Below are 15575 nucleotides of genomic sequence, written 5' to 3' on the forward strand. Positions count from 1 at the left end.
CATCAGCGCCTTTCGCCGGTGCCCAGGGGCGTTGAGGGGGTGGTATCAGGGACGCGGCCCTGCACGCGGTTCAGCTGGCAGGTCCGCATCTGCGGCAGCACGCGGCTGCCGAAATGGTCGGCCTCGTCCAGATGGGGATAGCCGGACAGGATGAAGGCGCGGATGCCCATCTTCTGCAGCTCCTCCAGCTTGGTCAGGACCTGATCGGTGGACCCCACGATGGCCGCGCCGCAGCCGGACCGCGCCCGGCCCACGCCGGTCCACAGGTTCGGCTCGATATAGCCCTCCAGATCCGCCAACTCGCGGTTGCGGGCCTGGCGGCTGACGCCAAGCGAGCCGGAATCCAGCGCCCGCTCGCGGATCGCGCGGCCCTGGTCGTCGTCCAGCTGGCTGACCAGATCGCGGGCATAGTCGCGGGCCTCGGCCTCGGTGTCGCGTACGATCACATGGGCGCGAAAGCCGTAATCCAGCGTGCGACCGTATTTGTCAGCCGCCGCATGGGCGGCGCGCATCCGGTCGGCGATATCCTCGGTCTTTTCGGGCCACATCAGGTAGACATCGCAATGCTGCCCGCAAAGGTCCAGCGCATCGGGGGAATAACCCCCGAAATACAGCATCGGCCCCCCGGTCTGGTAGGGTTGCGCCGGATCGGTCGCCACATCGGTGAAGTCGTAGACCTGCCCGTGATAATCGATCCGGTCCTGCGTCCAGGCCTGCTTCAGGATCTCGACCACCTCGCGCGAGCGCTGATAGCGGAAGGGGCTGGGCGCGGTCTCTCCGGGGAAATCGCTGCTGATGACGTTCAGCGTCAGACGGCCCTGCAGCATGTGATCCAGCGTGGCGATGGTGCGGGCCAGCATGATCGGCTGCATCTCGCCGCAGCGGATCGCGGCCAGCAGGTTGATGCGGTCGGTGATGGGCGCGCAGCCCGCCACGAAGGACAAGGTGTCCTGACCCACCTGATAGGAGGACGGGCACAGGATGTTGCCGAAGCCCTGCGATTCGGCCGCCCTGACGATTGCCGAGCAATGCGCCCAGGACGACCGCAGCGACCCGTCGGGCACGCCCAGATGGCGGTAATCGTCCGAACAGAGCGCCGAGAACCAGGCGACCTCGACCTCGCTCAGATCGGCCGAGGTGACGGGAACGACGGTCATGATTTCCTCCCAGGACAGCGCCGGATTTCCCTTTGCATAGCCCTGTCCATGATGTAAATCAATGGTGCATCAATTTTTGGGCGGGGAGCATCGTGGCCGAACCGGGCGACCATCGCAGCGACGCGCTGCCGATTCATCTGCAGATCGCCGAGATGATGATTCGCGACATCGCCGCGGGCCGGCTGGTCGATGGCCAGCGCCTGCCCCCCGAACGCGAGATGGCCGCCGCCCATGCCACCACCGTGCGCACCCTGCGCAAGGCCCTGGCCGAGATGGAGGAGCAGGGCCTGCTGGAGCGCCGCCAGGGATCGGGCAACTATGTGCGCGCGGGCGGGCCGACGCGGGCGGTCTATTCGATGTTCCGGCTGGAACATGCGGTGGGCGGCGGGGGCCTGCCGCGCGCGCGCATCCTGTCGGTCGATCGCCTGCCCAAGGACGCGGACCAGCCCGCCTATGGCAGTTCGGACCATGGCACCCGCTTCCGCAGGCTGCGCTTTCTGGACGACGTCCCCATCGCGGTCGAGGAGATCTGGCTGGATGCGGGCGCGGGCGCGGTCCCGCCCGAGATGGTGCAGGATTCGCTGTATCTGACCTACAAGCGCGCGCTGAAGCTGTGGATCACCCGGGCCGAGGATCGCGTGGGCCTGGGCATCGTGCCGGACTGGGCGCCGCCCGCCTTCGCGCCCCCGCCGGGGCAGGTGACCGCCTTCATCCGCCGCCTGTCCTGGGCGCAGGGGGCCCATGCGGTCGAGTTTTCCCGCACCTGGTACGACACCGAACGGGCGCTGTATGTCCAGCGCCTCATCTGAGGAGATTGCGATGACCACGATGGCGCCCCTGGGCCTGCGCACGATCACCTATGGCGTGATCGGCTGCGGCATGATGGGCCAGGAACACCTGCGCAACATCGCGCTGCTGCCCGGCACCGCGATCGGCGCGATCTATGAGCCCGACCCCGCCATGCGCGCCAGCGCCGCGGCGCTGGCGCCCCGCGCGCGGCTGGTCGACAGCTTCGACGCGCTGCTGGCCGATCCCGATCTGGATTGCCTGCTGATCGCCAGCCCCAACTTCCGCCATGTCGAACAGTTGCAGGCCATCGCCGCCCGCCGTCCCTTGCCGGTGCTGGTCGAAAAGCCGCTGTTCACCGATCCGCGCGATCTGGCCGCCGTGCAGACCTTCGCCGACCGCTATCCCGCCCCGGTCTGGGTGGCGATGGAATACCGCTACATGCCCCCCGTCGCCCGCCTGCTGGCCATGGCGCCCGAGGCCACCGGCGGCATCCGCATGCTGACGATCCGCGAGCACCGCTATCCCTTCCTGTCCAAGGTCGACCACTGGAACCGCTTCAACCGCTATACCGGCGGCACCTTCGTCGAGAAATGCTGCCATTTCTTCGACTTGATGCGGCTGGCCATCGGCGCCGATCCGGTGCGGATCATGGCCATGGGCGGGCAGGCGCTGAACCATCTGGACGAGGATCACGGGGGCCAAACCCCCGACATCTTCGACCACGGCTATGTCGCGGTCGAGTTCGAGGGGGGCGTGCGCGCCATGCTGGAACTGTGCATGTTCGCCGAAGGCGCGCGCTGGCAGGAGGAGATCAGCGCCGTCGGCCCGCGCGGCAAGATCGAGGCCTTCGTGCCCGGCCCGACCCGCTTCTGGCCCGAGGATCTGGGCGCGGCCCCGGTGGCGCAGGTCGTCGTCTCGCCCCGCGATCCCAAGGGGCCGCAGGTCCATGCCATCCCGGTCGATCCGGCCCTGCTGGAGGCGGGCGACCACAACGGCTCGACCTTCTACCAGCATCAGCGCTTCCTGGATCTGGTGCGCGGGCAGCGCCGCACCCCCGAGGTGACGTTGCAGGACGGGATCTGGGCCGTGCGCATGGGGCAGGCCGCGCAGGCCGCGATGACCGAGGGGCGGGTGATCACCCTGTGACGGGCCGCACAGCCGCTGTGCGTCGGAACCCGTCGCCTTTCGGGCGGCAATGGCGCTAGGATCGGCGGCAGCGACCCGCCAGAGACCTGAACGAGGCCCCCATGCGCCACAACACCGCCCGCAGCTATGGCTCGGTCACCCGGACCTTCCACTGGCTGACCGCGCTTCTGATCCTGTCCAATATCGGCCTGGGCCTCTGGGCCGAACGCATCCCGCTGGAGGCGATGGCGCTGAAGGTGCAGGTCTTCTCGGTCCACAAGACCCTGGGGCTGGCGGCGCTGGCGGTGGCGCTGGCGCGGATCGGATGGGCGCTCAGCCAACCCCGCCCCGCCCCCGTCCATCCCGACCGCCGGGCCGAGACGCTGCTGGCCGAGGCGGTGCATTGGACACTCTATGGGGCGATGGTGCTGGTCCCCGTCACCGGCTGGATCGAACACGCCGCGACCGATGGCTATGCCCCGATCCTCTGGCCCCTGGGGCAGGGCCTGCCGCTGGTGCCGAAATCGCCCGCGCTGTCGATGACCATGGCGGGGGTGCATCACATCCTGGCCTGGATGCTGATCGGCTCGATCGCCCTGCACGTGGCGGGCGCGCTGAAGCACGCGCTGATCGACCGCGACGGGGTGCTGGCGCGGATGACGCGCGGGCGGCCTGCGGGGCAGGGCGCGGCCGGCCGCCACCTGATGCCCGCGCTGGTCGCGCTGGCGGTCCTTGGCGCGGGTGCGGCCTATGCCGTGGTGACGCGCCCGCAGGACGCGGGCCCGGCCACGGTGCTGGACCAGGCCGCCTCGGACTGGCGGGTGACCGAGGGCGATCTGGGCTTTGCCGTGGTGCAGATGGGATCACAGATCGAGGGCGGCTTTTCCGACTGGACCGCCGCGATCGCCTTCGATCCCGACAGCGGCTCGGGCGAGGTGCGCGTGACCATCAACATGGACAGCGTCACCATCGGCACCGTGACCGATCAGGCCAAGGGTTCGGATTTCTTCGATGTCGCCACCAACCCCACCGCCGTCTTCGAAGGCACCATCCGCCCCGAGGGCGAGGGCTATGTGGCCGAGGGTCCGCTGACCCTGCGCGGCCAGCAGACGCCCGTGACCCTGCCCTTCACGCTGCAGATCGACGAGGCGGGCGTGGCGCGGATGCAGGGACAGGCCGTGATGGACCGCCGCGACTGGCAGATCGGTGCGGGCTATGCCGACGAATCGACCGTGGGCTTCGAGGTCCAGCTGACCGTCGCCCTGACCGCCGACCGCTGAGGCGGCCCTGACGGGGATGTGCGCTGGCTGACAGGCCCTGTTCGCCCATCGCCAGTTGCCCCCTGGGCCCGTTCCGGCAAGGATGGGCGCAGCTTTACAGGAGATGACCATGCTCAAGACCACCGCCCTGACCGCCGCCTTCGCCCTTGTCGCCGGCGCTGCCCTGGCCGAGCCGCAGGCCTATAGCTTCGACACCTCGCACAGCCAGATCGTGTTTGACTACAACCACCTGGGTTTCTCGACCACGACCGGCATGTTCGGCGACATCACCGGCCAGATCAGCTTCGACCCCGAGGATCCCGCTGCCTCCTCGGTCGAGGCCAGCTTTCCCGTGGCCTCGCTGATGACCGGCTTCGCCGGCCGCGACGAGCATTTCCAGTCGCCCGACTTCTTCGGGGCCGAAGGCGCCGCCCCCGAGGTGACCTTCGTCTCGACCGGCATCGAGGTCACCGGCGACACCACCGCGATGATCACCGGCGACCTGACCCTGAACGGCGTCACGCAGGAGGTCGTGCTGGACACCACCCTGAACCAGCAGGGCAACCACCCGATGGAGAACAAGCCCTGGCTGGGCTTCGACGCCACCACCACCCTGCTGCGCAGCGACTACAACATGGGCATGTTCGCCCCCGCCGTCTCCGACGAGGTCCAGGTGACGATCTCGGTCGAGGCGATGGCCGCCGAGGAATAATCCCCGTCGCTGCCCCGTGCAGCGCGACATTCGGCCCGTGGCGCAGATCCTGCGCTGCGGGCCTTTTGCTTGGCGGCGGGGCGGCTTGGGGTGGGGGTCCCGCGCTGGAAGACGGATCTGTCGCTGCCTAACAAAGGTTCAGTCGTGATTCCCCTGAGATGCCGAAAGCGGCAGGGCTGCAAGTAAAGGTTGCATGACGGGAATTTTACATTCTATGCTGAACGTATCAGTTTCATAAGGTTCGGCCATGGATCACTCGCTGAAGTCTCACATCGCTTTCGCCGCCCTCACGGCACTTGTCGGGCTGCTGGTTCATGGACCGGCAGGGGCCGTTCTCGGTCTTCTGGTCGGGCCGCTCGTGCTTGCGGTCGTGACGGGCGTCGCAAGCTTTGCCCAGAGCGTGAAAACCTCGGTCGACAGAAGCTCGACCGGGCCCATGGGTCGGCACCGGAGCTATCAATCCGTCCAGGGTGTCGCCGCACGCGACGGTCAGCGGGGATCGAACAGGCCCTGACGGCGCGATGCGGCAGGCGACATGGGGCCTGCCCGGAGTCGCTCGGTGATGTCGTGAGCGCCCGCCTGCGGCCCATAGCGATCTTCGGCGCCAAGACATGTCCTGCGGGCCCGGGCAACATGCATCCGGGTTCCTCGGATCCATGCGGAGGGACGTCTTCGACCGAAAACTGGCTGTTCGCTCCGGCGCGGGTCGCAATCGGAGGCCGGCCCGACATGCGTCCTTCGAAACGACGCCGCATGTCCGCTGCCGGAGTTTCCTGAAGGCCGCCCGGTCCCGAGCGACCCTCATTCCGAGGGCGATTTCGGGGCGTGGCAGAGAAAGACCGAAGATCCCCCCCTGCGCTCCGGCTCCACGGAACATCGTGGTGACCCCGACTGGATTCGAACCAGTAACCTGCCCCTTAGGAGGGGGCTGCTCTATCCAGTTGAGCCACGGGGCCATGCCACGGCATCTTTACCGGCCCGATGGGGCGTTTGGCAAGCGCCGGGTGGCGCGCGGGCGGGGCGTCTGTGCCCGGGATGATGGCGGCGGTTGTGGGCATCCCTGTCCTTCGCTAACATCGATCGGTACAAGCCAGGAACGTCCCCCTCATGATCCCCACCCGCGCCCGTCGTCCCCTGACCCTTCGCGACGTGTCCGAGGCGTCGGGCGTGTCCGAGATGACCGTCAGCCGGGTGCTGCGCAACCGCGGCGATGTCTCGGCGGCGACGCGGGAAAAGGTGCTGACGGCGGCCAAGGCCCTGGGATACGTTCCCAACAAGATCGCGGGTGGGCTGGCCAGCCAGCGGGTGAACCTGGTGGCGGTGGTCATCCCGTCCCTGTCGAACCTGGTCTTTCCCGACGTGCTGGGCGGGATTTCCGCCGAACTGGACGATACCGGCCTGCAGCCGGTGATCGGCGTCACCAACTATTCCCCCGCGCGGGAAGAGATGGTGCTGTACGACATGCTGTCCTGGCGGCCCACGGGGGTGATCCTGGCGGGGCTGGAACACAGCCGTGCGGCCCGTGCCATGCTGCAGAATTCGGGCATCCCGGTGGTCGAAATCATGGATGTCGACGGCGAGGGGATCGACACGCTGGTAGGCATCTCGCATATCCGCGCCGGGCGCGAGATGGCGGCGCGGATCCTGGCCGCCGGCTATCGTCGCATCGGCTTTGTCGGCACGCACATGCCCGAGGACCACCGTGCCCGCAAGCGCCTGCTGGGCTTCGAGGAGGGGCTGGCCCTGGAAGGCGTGCAGCTGGAGGCGCGGGAATATTATCAGGGCGGATCGTCCCTGCTGAAGGGCCGCGAGCTGACCGAGCGCATCCTGACCCGCGCGCCGGATCTGGATTTCCTCTATTTCTCGAACGACATGATCGGGGCGGGTGGGCTACTGCACTGCCTGGACAAGGGCATGGACATTCCGGGCCGGATCGGGCTGGCGGGCTTCAACGGGGTCGATCTGCTGGACGGGCTGCCGATCCGGCTGGCCACCACCGATGCCCGGCGCGTCGATGTGGGGCGGCGTGCGGCGCGGCTGGTCTCGGGCAAGGATGTCGCGCCCGAGAACCGGATCATCGCGCTGACGCCGACCTTCCTGCCGGGCGACACGATCCGCGCCGTGCCCGGCTGATCGCTGTGCCGCAGCGGGTCCGGCTTGTGACAAGGCCGGCTTCCGCCTATCTCTGATCCATGCGTATTCCCCTCATCTCCCGCCTTCTGTCCCGTCGGCCGCGCGTTGCGGTCCTTCGCCTGTCCGGCACCATCGGCGGATCGGGCCGGGGGGGCGGGCTGAACGACGCGGCCTTGGCCCCCCTGATCGAGCGCGCCTTCAAGCGCGGCAAGCCCCTGGCGGTGGCGCTGATCGTCAACTCTCCGGGCGGATCGCCGGTGCAGTCCTCGCTGATCGCCGCCCGGATCCGGCGGCTGGCGGAGGAGACGAAAACCCCCGTCCATGCCTTTGTCGAGGATGTGGCGGCCTCGGGCGGCTACTGGCTGGCCTGCGCGGCGGATGACATCTGGGCCGATGATAGCTCGATCCTGGGCTCGATCGGGGTGATCTCGGCCGGTTTCGGTTTTCACGAGCTGATCGACAAATGGGGGATCGAGCGGCGGGTGCATACGGCGGGGGAATCCAAATCGACGCTGGACCCGTTCCGCCCGCAATCGCCCGAGGATGTCGCCCGGCTGCACACGATCCTGGAACCCATCCACGCCGCCTTCAAGGATCATGTCCGGTCCCGGCGCGGGGCGCGGCTGGCCATCGATCAGGACCTGTTCACCGGCGCCTTCTGGGCCGGGCGCGAGGCCGTGCGTCTTGGGCTGGCCGATGGCATCGCCCATCCGGTGCCCAAGCTGAAGGCGCTTTACGGCGACAAGATCCGCTTCGAAGTCCACGGCATGCGCCGGCCCCTGCTGCGCCGCCTCGGGCTCTCCGCCGAGGCGCTGCTGGATGCCGCCGAAGACCGCGCCGCCTTCCAGCGCTTTGGAACCCGGGGATGAGCCTGCGCGTCATCGTCCTGTTCCTGCTGGTCATGATCGTCATCGCCCTTCTGGGCGGTCCCGGCGCCCGGCGCATGTTGAAGAAGATTTTCGGGGTCGGACGACGTGATAAATGAGATTCTGCTGGTGCTGGGCGGCTTGGCCCTGCTGGTGCTGGGCGGCGACCTGCTGGTGCGGGGCGCGGTCAATCTGGCGCTGAAACTGGGCATGACGCCCCTTGTGGTGGGCCTGACCGTGGTGGCCTTCGGCACTTCGGCGCCCGAACTTCTGGTCTCGCTGTCGGCAGCGCTGCAGGGCTCCAGCGGCATCGCGATGGGCAATGTCGTCGGCTCCAACATCGCCAATGTGCTGGTGATCCTGGGGGTGACGGCGCTGATCTCGGTCATCGTGACCAAGGGGCACGACCTGCGCGAAAGCTGGGCGATGATGATCGGCGCCTCGGTCCTTCTGATCGCGCTGTCCTTCGCCGGAGAGATCGGGCGCCTGCAGGGGATCATCCTGCTGCTGGCCCTGGGCGCGGTCCTGTGGCGCCAGCTGACCACCGGGCGCGCCGAGCCCGGCGAACTGGAGGGCGCGGCCCTGGGCGCGGGCTGGGGCAAGATCATCTTCTGGCTGGTGGCCGGGCTGATCGCCCTGCCGATCGGCGCCAACCTGTTGGTGACCGGGGCGACCGTGATCGCCCGCGAGTTCGGCATCAGCGAGACGGTGATCGGCCTGACGCTGGTGGCCATCGGCACCTCGCTGCCGGAACTGGCGGCCTCGGTCGCGGCGGCGCTGCGGGGGCGGGCGGACATGGCGCTTGGCAATGTCGTCGGCTCGAACATCTTCAACATCCTGGCGATCCTGGGCATCACCACCGTGGTGGCGCCGCTGACCGTCCCGCCCGAGATGCTGCGGCTGGACCTGTGGGTCATGCTGGGATCCTCGCTGCTGCTGGCCCCGTTCCTGTTCCGCAGCCTCAGCCTGACGCGGATCGTGGGCGCGGTCTTCGTGCTGGCCTATGGCACCTATGCCTGGGTGCTGCTGTGAGGGGCACGGCGCTGGTCACCGGCGGCGCCCGCCGGCTTGGACGCGCCATGGTGCTGGAACTGGCGCGTCAGGGTCATGACGTCGCCATCCATTATGCGGGCTCGGCCAAGGCCGCCGAGGACACGGCCGACGAGGCGCAGGCCCTGGGCGTGCGGGCGCAGGTCTTTCAGGCCGACCTGCTGGACGCCGATGCCGCCGCCGCGCTGGTGCCGCGGGTGGCAGAAGCGATGGGGCCGTTGACGGTGCTGGTGAACAACGCCTCGATCTTCGAGCATGACACGATCCGCAGCGCCACCATGGCGGGATGGGACCGCCATCTGGGCTCGAACCTCCGCGCCCCCTTCCAGCTGATCCAGGCCTTCGCCGCCCAGGCCCCCAATGCCGTTCCCGACGAGAATGGCGAGCCGCAGGCGCAGGCTCTGGTCGTCAACATGGTCGATCAGCGGGTGCTGAAGCCCACGCCCGAATTCATGACCTATTCGCTGGCCAAGGCGGCGCTGTGGTCGCTGACGCGTACCGCCGCGCAGGGACTGGCCCCCGACATCCGCGTGAACGCGATCGGACCCGGCCCGACCCTGATCGGCACCCGGCAAAGCGCGGATCATTTCGCCGCCCAACGCGCCGCGACGGTGCTGGGCCGGGGCAGCGATCCGCAAGGCATCTCCCAGGCCCTGGCCTATCTGCTGGACGCGCGGGCGGTGACCGGGCAGCTGATCTGCGTGGACGGTGGCCAGCATCTGGCATGGCGCACCCCCGACATGCTGGAGCGCGGCTGACGCACGTTACGGCAGGCGGCGCGGCGTCTTGTCCACGCACCGCAGGGACCGTGGACAAGGCGCGGATTCTGCAAGGTTTTTCCGTCCAGCCCCTAAAGTGGATATAAATTTTCCAGCAAAATCAAAGTCCTTTAGATATGCCTTAATATTGGGCAAGGTCACGGAACTGTAACGATTGCTGGCCGACCACCCCTCTCCCCACAGCTCGCCCACAGGCTTATCCACAGGTTTGGTGGAAAGCTTCCTGCTTGCGTCCGGTCCCCGGAACTTGCAGCGAGGGGCCAGAATCACCACTCTGAAAGACATGACCCAGAAAACCGGCCACGCCCTGATCCAGGACTACCTCAAGACCCTCGACGCCAGCCCGGGCGTCTACCGGATGCTGGATGCGTCCCAGGCCGTCCTCTATGTCGGCAAGGCGCGCGACCTGCGCGCGCGGGTGTCGAACTATGCCCGCCCCTCGGGGCATTCGGGGCGCATCGCGCGGATGATCCGCGAGACGGCCAGCATGATGTTCCTGACCACCCGCACCGAGACCGAGGCCCTGCTGCTGGAGCAGAACCTGATCAAGCAGCTGAAGCCCCGCTACAACGTGCTGCTGCGCGACGACAAGTCCTTCCCCAACATTCTGGTGGCCAAGTCCCACGGCTTTCCGCAGATCAAGAAGCACCGCGGCGCGAAGTCCGAAAAGGGCGACTATTACGGCCCCTTCGCCAGCGCAGGCGCGGTGAACCGCACGCTGACGCAGCTGCAGCGGGTCTTCCTGCTGCGCAACTGCACCGACAGCACCTTCGAGTCGCGCACCCGCCCCTGCCTGCTGTTCCAGATCAAGCGCTGCAGCGCGCCCTGCGTGGGGCGGATCACCGAACCCGACTACAACGCGCTGGTCAGCGATGCCGAGCGTTTCCTGCAGGGCAAGACGACCACCATCCAGTCCGATCTGGCCGCCGAGATGGCCAAGGCCGCCGAACAGATGGAATATGAACGCGCCGCCGCGTTGCGCGACCGCATCAAGGCGCTGACCGCCGTGCAGTCGGTGCAGGCCATCAACCCTAAGGGCGTGGCCGAGGCCGATATCGTGGCCCTGCACATGGAAGGCGGGCAGGCCTGCGTGCAGGTCTTCTTCATCCGCGGCAACCAAAGCTGGGGGAACCGCGATTTCTATCCGCGCCTCGGCGGGGCGGAAAGCCCGGACGAGGTCATGCAGGCGTTCCTCGTGCAGTTCTACGACGACAAGCCGCCACCGCGACAGATCCTGCTGTCCCATGCGCCCGAGGATCCGGAACTGGCCGCCGACATCCTCTCGGACCGCGCGCGGCGCCGGGTCGAGGTGCTGGTGCCCCAACGCGGCGAGAAATCCGACCTGGTGACCAATGCCCTGCGCAATGCCCGCGAGAGCCTCGCGCGGCGCATGTCGGAAAGCGCGACCCAGGCCCGGCTGCTGGAGGGATTGGCCGAGGCCTTTGATCTGCCGGTCGCGCCGCGCCGGATCGAGGTCTATGACAACAGCCACATCATGGGCACCAACGCGGTCGGCGGCATGATCGTCGCGGGCCCCGAGGGCTGGATCAAGAACCAGTACCGCAAGTTCAACATCAAGGGCACCGAGATCACGCCGGGCGACGATTTCGGCATGATGAAGGAGGTGCTGATGCGCCGCTTTCAGCGCCTGCTGAAGGAGGATCCCGACCGCCAGACCGAGGCCTGGCCCGACCTGCTGCTGATCGACGGCGGCGCGGGCCAGGTGAGCGCGGTCGAGGAGATCATGGCCGAGCTGGGCGTCGAGGACATCCCGATGATCGGCGTCGCCAAGGGCCAGGACCGCGACCACGGCAAGGAGGAGTTCCACCGCCCCGGCAAGCGGCCCTTCGCGCTGCGCATGAACGACCCGGTGCTGTATTTCGTCCAGCGCCTGCGTGACGAGGCGCATCGTTGGGCCATCGGCACCCACCGCGCCAAGCGCGCCAAGGCTGTGATGGCCAATCCCCTGGACGAGATCGCGGGCATCGGGGCGGCCCGCAAGCGCGCGCTGCTGACCCATTTCGGCAGCGCCAAGGCGGTCAGCCGCGCGGGCCTGACCGACCTGCTGGCCGCGCCCGGCATCTCGGCCGCGATGGCGCAGAGGGTGCATGATCACTTCAATCCCCGGGGGTGAGGGGTGGCTGGACATGCCCAAAGCCGGGGGCCAGCCCCCGGACCCCCGGGATATTTCGGGACCAATGCAGGGGGAACCGAAGCGAGCGGTGCCGGCCTGCGGACCGGGGCATCGGGGATCGGTCACGGTTTCGGGGGGCACGGGCGGGCGGCGGCATCCCCCCTTTCCAAGCGCGGCGACAGCGACTAGCGTGCCCCCATGCGCTGGAACCTTCCCAATCTTCTGACCCTTCTTCGTCTGCTGGCCGCCCCGGGCGTGCCGCTGATGTTCCTGTATTTCCATCGGCCTTGGGCGGATTGGGCGGCGCTGGCACTGTTCTTGCTGGCGGCGATCACCGACTGGTTCGACGGCTACCTGGCCCGCGCCTGGAAGCAGGAGAGCCGCTTCGGCGCCGCCATGGACCCGATCGCCGACAAGGCGATGGTGGTGATCGCGCTGGTCGTGATCACCGGCTATTCCGGCATGAACCCCTGGCTGATCCTGCCGGTGACGGTGATCCTGTTCCGCGAGGTCTTCGTGTCGGGCCTGCGCGAATTCCTGGGCGACAAGTCGCGCATGCTGGCCGTGACCAATCTGGCCAAGTGGAAGACGACGCTGCAGATGGTCGCGATCTCGGTCCTGTTCCTGGCGACGGGGCTGGCCTATGTCGAACACGGCCACGCCCCCCGCGTGGGCGAGACGGGGCTGGTCTGGTCGGGCAGCTGGGCGGCGCTGGCCACCTATGCCGGGCTGACGCTGATCTGGATCGCGGCGGCGCTGACCGCCTGGACGGGCTGGGATTACTTCGTCAAGGCGCGGCCCTTCCTGAAGGATCCGGGCCATGACGATTGAGATCCTGTATTTCGCCGCTCTGCGCGAGCGCGTGGGCCATCCGCGCGAGACGGTGACCAGCGACGCGCGGACGCCCCGCGATCTGGTGGCCGAGCTGGCCGCCCGGTCCGATGGCCATGCGGCGGCCTTCGCCGACATGGCCGCGCTGCGCTGCGCCGTGGACCAGCAGCTGACCGATCTGGACGCGCCCCTGGGGCAGCCGCGCGAGGTGGCCTTCTTTCCCCCGATGACCGGCGGCTGAGGCCTCATGTCGGCCCGGGTCCAGACCGCGCCCTTTGATCTGGCCACCGAGCTTGCGGGCTTTGGCGCGGGGGCGGGCGCCGTGGTGACCTTCACCGGCCTTGTGCGCGACGACACCGGCAGCCTGGCCGCGCTGGAGATCGAGCATTATCCCGGCATGACCGAGCGCGCGCTGACGGATTACGGGCAGGCCGCCGCCGCCCGCTTCGGCCTTTGTGACTGGCGCATCGTGCATCGCCATGGCCGCATCGCGACGGGCCAGCCGATCATGATGGTGGCCACCGCCGCCCGCCACCGCCGTGCGGCCTTCGAGGCGGCGGATTACCTGATGGACTGGCTGAAATCCCGCGCCCCCTTCTGGAAGCGCGAGATCGGCCAGGACGGCGCGGCGCGATGGGTGGCGGCCAAGACCGACGACGAAGACTCGCTGGCCCGGTGGTGAGCGCCCGGCGCCCCGTCCTTGCGGCCGCGCGGCCATGATCCGGCCCCGCCTGCAGGCGATGCTGCGCGCGAATGCCGAACTGCTGGTTTTTGCGGGGCTGGCACTGTTCGGCCTGTGGGTGGCCTTCTGGGGCGGCTGGTTCTTTGCCGCGCTCGGCGTGGCGGTGGCGCTGGTCGGCGGCAGCCTGGCGCTCGGGGCGCTGCGGCGGGGGCCGTTCCGGCGTCCCGTGGGGGCGCCGGGCGTGGTCGAGATCGTCGAGGGCGCGATCCGCTATTACGGCGCCACCGAGATGGGCGGCGAGATCCCGCTGCGCGACTTGGTCGAGATCCGCCTGCTGCGCCTCGAGGGCCGCGTGCATTGGCGGCTGCGCAGCCAGACGGCCGAGGCCCTGCTGATCCCCGTCGATGCGGCGGGCGCCTCGGCGCTGGCCGATGCCTTCACCGCACTGCCCGGCTTGCACATGGGCACCGTCTCGGCGGCGCTGGCGCAGGTGGCCGATCAGGGCGAGGCGATGCGCACCGTTTGGCGCAGGCCGGTCTGACGCGGCTTGACTTGACCGGCGGGCATTGCCACCTGTGGCCGACCGAAACGCAAGAAAGGCCTCTGCCCCATGTCCATACCCCAGCAGGGCGGCGGCCCCATCGAACATCGCGACCAGCTGGCCGCCTATATCGCCAGCGGCGAAAAGCCCAAGGCCGACTGGCGCATCGGTGTCGAGCACGAGAAGTTCGGCTATGACGATGCGGGCAAGATGCCCTTGCCCTACGAGGGGCCGGTGTCGATCACGGCGATGCTGGAGGGGCTGCGCGACCGCTTCAACTGGACCCCGGTGCTGGAGGCGGGCAAGCTGATCGGGCTGGAGCGCGACGGCGCCAATGTCAGCCTGGAGCCGGGCGGGCAGCTGGAGCTGTCCGGCGCGCCGCTGGAGACGATCCACCAGACCTGCGACGAGGTGAACGGCCATCTGGCCGAGGTCGAGGCCGTGGCCCATGACATCGGCGCGGGCTTCATCGGCTTGGGCGCGGCGCCCATATGGGCGGCCTCCGACATGCCGATGATGCCCAAGGGGCGCTATCGGCTGATGACCGACTACATGGGGCGCGTGGGCACGTTGGGCACGCAGATGATGTACCGGACCTGCACCGTGCAGGTGAACCTGGACTTCGCCTCCGAGGCCGACATGGTGCAGAAGATGCGCGTGGCGCTGGCTTTGCAGCCGGTGGCGACCGCGCTTTTCGCCAATTCGCCCTTCCTGGACAACAAGCCCAACGGGATGAAATCCTGGCGGGCGCATATCTGGCAGAACCTGGACGGCGCGCGCACGGGCATGCTGCCCTTCGTCTTCGAGGAGGGCTTCGGCTATGAGGCCTGGGTCGATTACGTGCTGAACGTGCCGATGTATTTCGTCTATCGCGACGGGAAATACATCGACGCCCTGGGCCAGAGCTTCAGGGATTTCCTGAACGGTCGCCTGCCGGCCCTGCCGGGCGAGGTGCCGACCCTGTCGGACTGGGCCGATCACATGACGACCGTCTTCCCCGAGGCGCGGGTCAAGAAATACATCGAGATGCGCGGCGCCGATGGTGGCCCCTGGCGGCGGCTATGCGCGCTGCCGGCGCTATGGGTCGGGCTGACCTATGATCAGGGCGCGCTGGACGCGGCCTGGGATCTGGTCAAGGGCTGGGACGCCGAGACCCGCGAGGGGCTGCGCGTGGCCGCCGGCCGCGACGGGCTGCAGGCGCAGGCCGGCGGCGTGAAGATGCACGATCTGGCCCGCGAGGTGCTGGCCATCGCCGAAGGGGGCCTCAAGGCCCGCGCGCGGTCCGGCAATGACGGGCTGGTGCCGGACGAGACGCATTTCCTCAATGCGCTGAAGGAAAGCGTGGACAGCGGCAAGGTACCCGCCGACGAGCTGCTGGAGAAATATCAGGGCGTCTGGGGCGGGGATCTGTCGCGGATCTACGACGAATACTCCTATTGACCCGGTGAGCTGCGGCGAGGGCTTCGGGGCGGCGCCCTGCCTCTGCCGAACCCCGCGATCTTGGGCCGGTCAGAGGG

The 15575-nt window shown here is 68.4% G+C and carries 16 protein-coding genes and 1 tRNA gene; 15 read left to right on the plus strand and 2 right to left on the minus strand.

Features of this window, described 5'->3' with window-relative positions:
- Positions 1–2: 2 nt before the first annotated feature.
- Positions 3–1157, minus strand: coding sequence for an LLM class flavin-dependent oxidoreductase (locus FA743_RS03920; RefSeq protein WP_136884573.1), 1155 nt, complete (start codon positions 1155–1157; stop codon positions 3–5).
- 92 nt (positions 1158–1249) lie between these two features.
- Between FA743_RS03920 and FA743_RS03925 the strand changes: the two genes are divergently transcribed.
- The 5 genes from FA743_RS03925 (at position 1250) to FA743_RS03945 (ending at position 5556) form a co-directional block, all read left to right on the plus strand.
- Positions 1250–1966 carry a GntR family transcriptional regulator gene (locus tag FA743_RS03925; RefSeq protein WP_342774359.1) on the plus strand — a complete coding sequence of 239 codons (717 nt, stop codon included), beginning with the start codon at positions 1250–1252 and terminating at the stop codon, positions 1964–1966.
- Positions 1967–1985: 19 nt separating this feature from the next.
- The gene (locus tag FA743_RS03930) at positions 1986–3092 is read left to right on the plus strand and encodes a Gfo/Idh/MocA family protein (RefSeq protein ID WP_136884726.1); all 1107 of its coding nucleotides are present in this window, start codon (positions 1986–1988) and stop codon (positions 3090–3092) included.
- A gap of 101 nt (positions 3093–3193) precedes the next feature.
- Positions 3194–4351 carry a cytochrome b/b6 domain-containing protein gene (locus FA743_RS03935; protein WP_136884574.1) on the plus strand — a complete coding sequence of 386 codons (1158 nt, stop codon included), beginning with the start codon at positions 3194–3196 and terminating at the stop codon, positions 4349–4351.
- 109 nt (positions 4352–4460) lie between these two features.
- Positions 4461–5042 carry a YceI family protein gene (locus FA743_RS03940; protein WP_425467163.1) on the plus strand — a complete coding sequence of 194 codons (582 nt, stop codon included), beginning with the start codon at positions 4461–4463 and terminating at the stop codon, positions 5040–5042.
- A gap of 247 nt (positions 5043–5289) precedes the next feature.
- Positions 5290–5556, plus strand: coding sequence for a hypothetical protein (locus tag FA743_RS03945; protein WP_136884576.1), 267 nt, complete (start codon positions 5290–5292; stop codon positions 5554–5556).
- Positions 5557–5921: 365 nt separating this feature from the next.
- Here the strand turns inward: FA743_RS03945 and FA743_RS03950 are convergent.
- Positions 5922–5998 (minus strand) — tRNA-Arg (locus tag FA743_RS03950).
- A gap of 151 nt (positions 5999–6149) precedes the next feature.
- Here FA743_RS03950 and FA743_RS03955 point away from each other — a divergent pair.
- The 10 genes from FA743_RS03955 to FA743_RS04000 all read left to right on the plus strand — a co-directional run bounded on the left by FA743_RS03955 (position 6150) and on the right by FA743_RS04000 (position 15498).
- On the plus strand, positions 6150–7175 hold the full coding sequence (locus FA743_RS03955) for a LacI family DNA-binding transcriptional regulator (protein ID WP_136884577.1): 1026 nt from the start codon (positions 6150–6152) through the stop codon (positions 7173–7175).
- A 59-nt stretch (positions 7176–7234) separates the two neighbouring features.
- The gene (locus tag FA743_RS03960) at positions 7235–8044 is read left to right on the plus strand and encodes a S49 family peptidase (RefSeq protein WP_136884578.1); all 810 of its coding nucleotides are present in this window, start codon (positions 7235–7237) and stop codon (positions 8042–8044) included.
- Between the two features lie 105 nt (positions 8045–8149).
- On the plus strand, positions 8150–9073 hold the full coding sequence (locus tag FA743_RS03965) for a calcium/sodium antiporter (protein WP_136884579.1): 924 nt from the start codon (positions 8150–8152) through the stop codon (positions 9071–9073).
- A complete protein-coding gene (locus tag FA743_RS03970; protein WP_281281761.1) occupies positions 9070–9849 on the plus strand; it encodes an SDR family oxidoreductase in 780 nt (259 codons plus the stop codon). The genes FA743_RS03965 and FA743_RS03970 overlap by 4 nt, the downstream gene beginning before the upstream one ends.
- Positions 9850–10153: 304 nt before the next feature.
- Positions 10154–12004: an excinuclease ABC subunit UvrC gene (uvrC, locus tag FA743_RS03975; protein ID WP_136884580.1), complete on the plus strand. Its 1851-nt coding sequence runs from the start codon at positions 10154–10156 to the stop codon at positions 12002–12004.
- A gap of 198 nt (positions 12005–12202) precedes the next feature.
- The gene (pgsA, locus tag FA743_RS03980) at positions 12203–12835 is read left to right on the plus strand and encodes a CDP-diacylglycerol--glycerol-3-phosphate 3-phosphatidyltransferase (protein ID WP_135313946.1); all 633 of its coding nucleotides are present in this window, start codon (positions 12203–12205) and stop codon (positions 12833–12835) included.
- Positions 12831–13076 carry a MoaD/ThiS family protein gene (locus FA743_RS03985; RefSeq protein ID WP_135314486.1) on the plus strand — a complete coding sequence of 82 codons (246 nt, stop codon included), beginning with the start codon at positions 12831–12833 and terminating at the stop codon, positions 13074–13076. Before pgsA ends, FA743_RS03985 begins: the two co-directional genes overlap by 5 nt.
- 6 nt (positions 13077–13082) lie before the next feature.
- Positions 13083–13517, plus strand: a complete 435-nt coding sequence (locus FA743_RS03990) for a molybdenum cofactor biosynthesis protein MoaE (protein ID WP_136884581.1) — start codon at positions 13083–13085, stop codon at positions 13515–13517.
- A gap of 34 nt (positions 13518–13551) precedes the next feature.
- Positions 13552–14058, plus strand: a complete 507-nt coding sequence (locus FA743_RS03995; protein ID WP_136884582.1) for a hypothetical protein — start codon at positions 13552–13554, stop codon at positions 14056–14058.
- A gap of 69 nt (positions 14059–14127) precedes the next feature.
- Positions 14128–15498 carry a glutamate--cysteine ligase gene (locus tag FA743_RS04000; protein WP_136884583.1) on the plus strand — a complete coding sequence of 457 codons (1371 nt, stop codon included), beginning with the start codon at positions 14128–14130 and terminating at the stop codon, positions 15496–15498.
- The last annotated feature ends 77 nt before the right edge of the window (positions 15499–15575 follow it).

Source organism: Paracoccus gahaiensis (assembly GCF_005048225.1).
In the GTDB taxonomy this organism is placed as follows: Bacteria; Pseudomonadota; Alphaproteobacteria; order Rhodobacterales; family Rhodobacteraceae; genus Paracoccus; species Paracoccus gahaiensis.

Excerpts from the sequence above, each read along its gene's own strand:
- FA743_RS03990 (WP_136884581.1), top strand. The coding sequence starts at position 13,083 with ATGTCGGCCCGGGTCCAGACCGCGCCCTTTGATCTGGCCACCGAGCTT.
- FA743_RS03995 (WP_136884582.1), top strand. The coding sequence starts at position 13,552 with ATGATCCGGCCCCGCCTGCAGGCGATGCTGCGCGCGAATGCCGAACTG.
- FA743_RS03920 (WP_136884573.1), bottom strand. The coding sequence starts at position 1,157 with ATGACCGTCGTTCCCGTCACCTCGGCCGATCTGAGCGAGGTCGAGGTC.
- FA743_RS03960 (WP_136884578.1), top strand. The coding sequence starts at position 7,235 with ATGCGTATTCCCCTCATCTCCCGCCTTCTGTCCCGTCGGCCGCGCGTT.
- FA743_RS03930 (WP_136884726.1), top strand. The coding sequence starts at position 1,986 with ATGGCGCCCCTGGGCCTGCGCACGATCACCTATGGCGTGATCGGCTGC.
- uvrC (WP_136884580.1), top strand. The coding sequence starts at position 10,154 with ATGACCCAGAAAACCGGCCACGCCCTGATCCAGGACTACCTCAAGACC.
- pgsA (WP_135313946.1), top strand. The coding sequence starts at position 12,203 with ATGCGCTGGAACCTTCCCAATCTTCTGACCCTTCTTCGTCTGCTGGCC.
- FA743_RS03940 (WP_425467163.1), top strand. The coding sequence starts at position 4,461 with ATGCTCAAGACCACCGCCCTGACCGCCGCCTTCGCCCTTGTCGCCGGC.
- FA743_RS04000 (WP_136884583.1), top strand. The coding sequence starts at position 14,128 with ATGTCCATACCCCAGCAGGGCGGCGGCCCCATCGAACATCGCGACCAG.
- FA743_RS03945 (WP_136884576.1), top strand. The coding sequence starts at position 5,290 with ATGGATCACTCGCTGAAGTCTCACATCGCTTTCGCCGCCCTCACGGCA.
- FA743_RS03955 (WP_136884577.1), top strand. The coding sequence starts at position 6,150 with ATGATCCCCACCCGCGCCCGTCGTCCCCTGACCCTTCGCGACGTGTCC.
- FA743_RS03935 (WP_136884574.1), top strand. The coding sequence starts at position 3,194 with ATGCGCCACAACACCGCCCGCAGCTATGGCTCGGTCACCCGGACCTTC.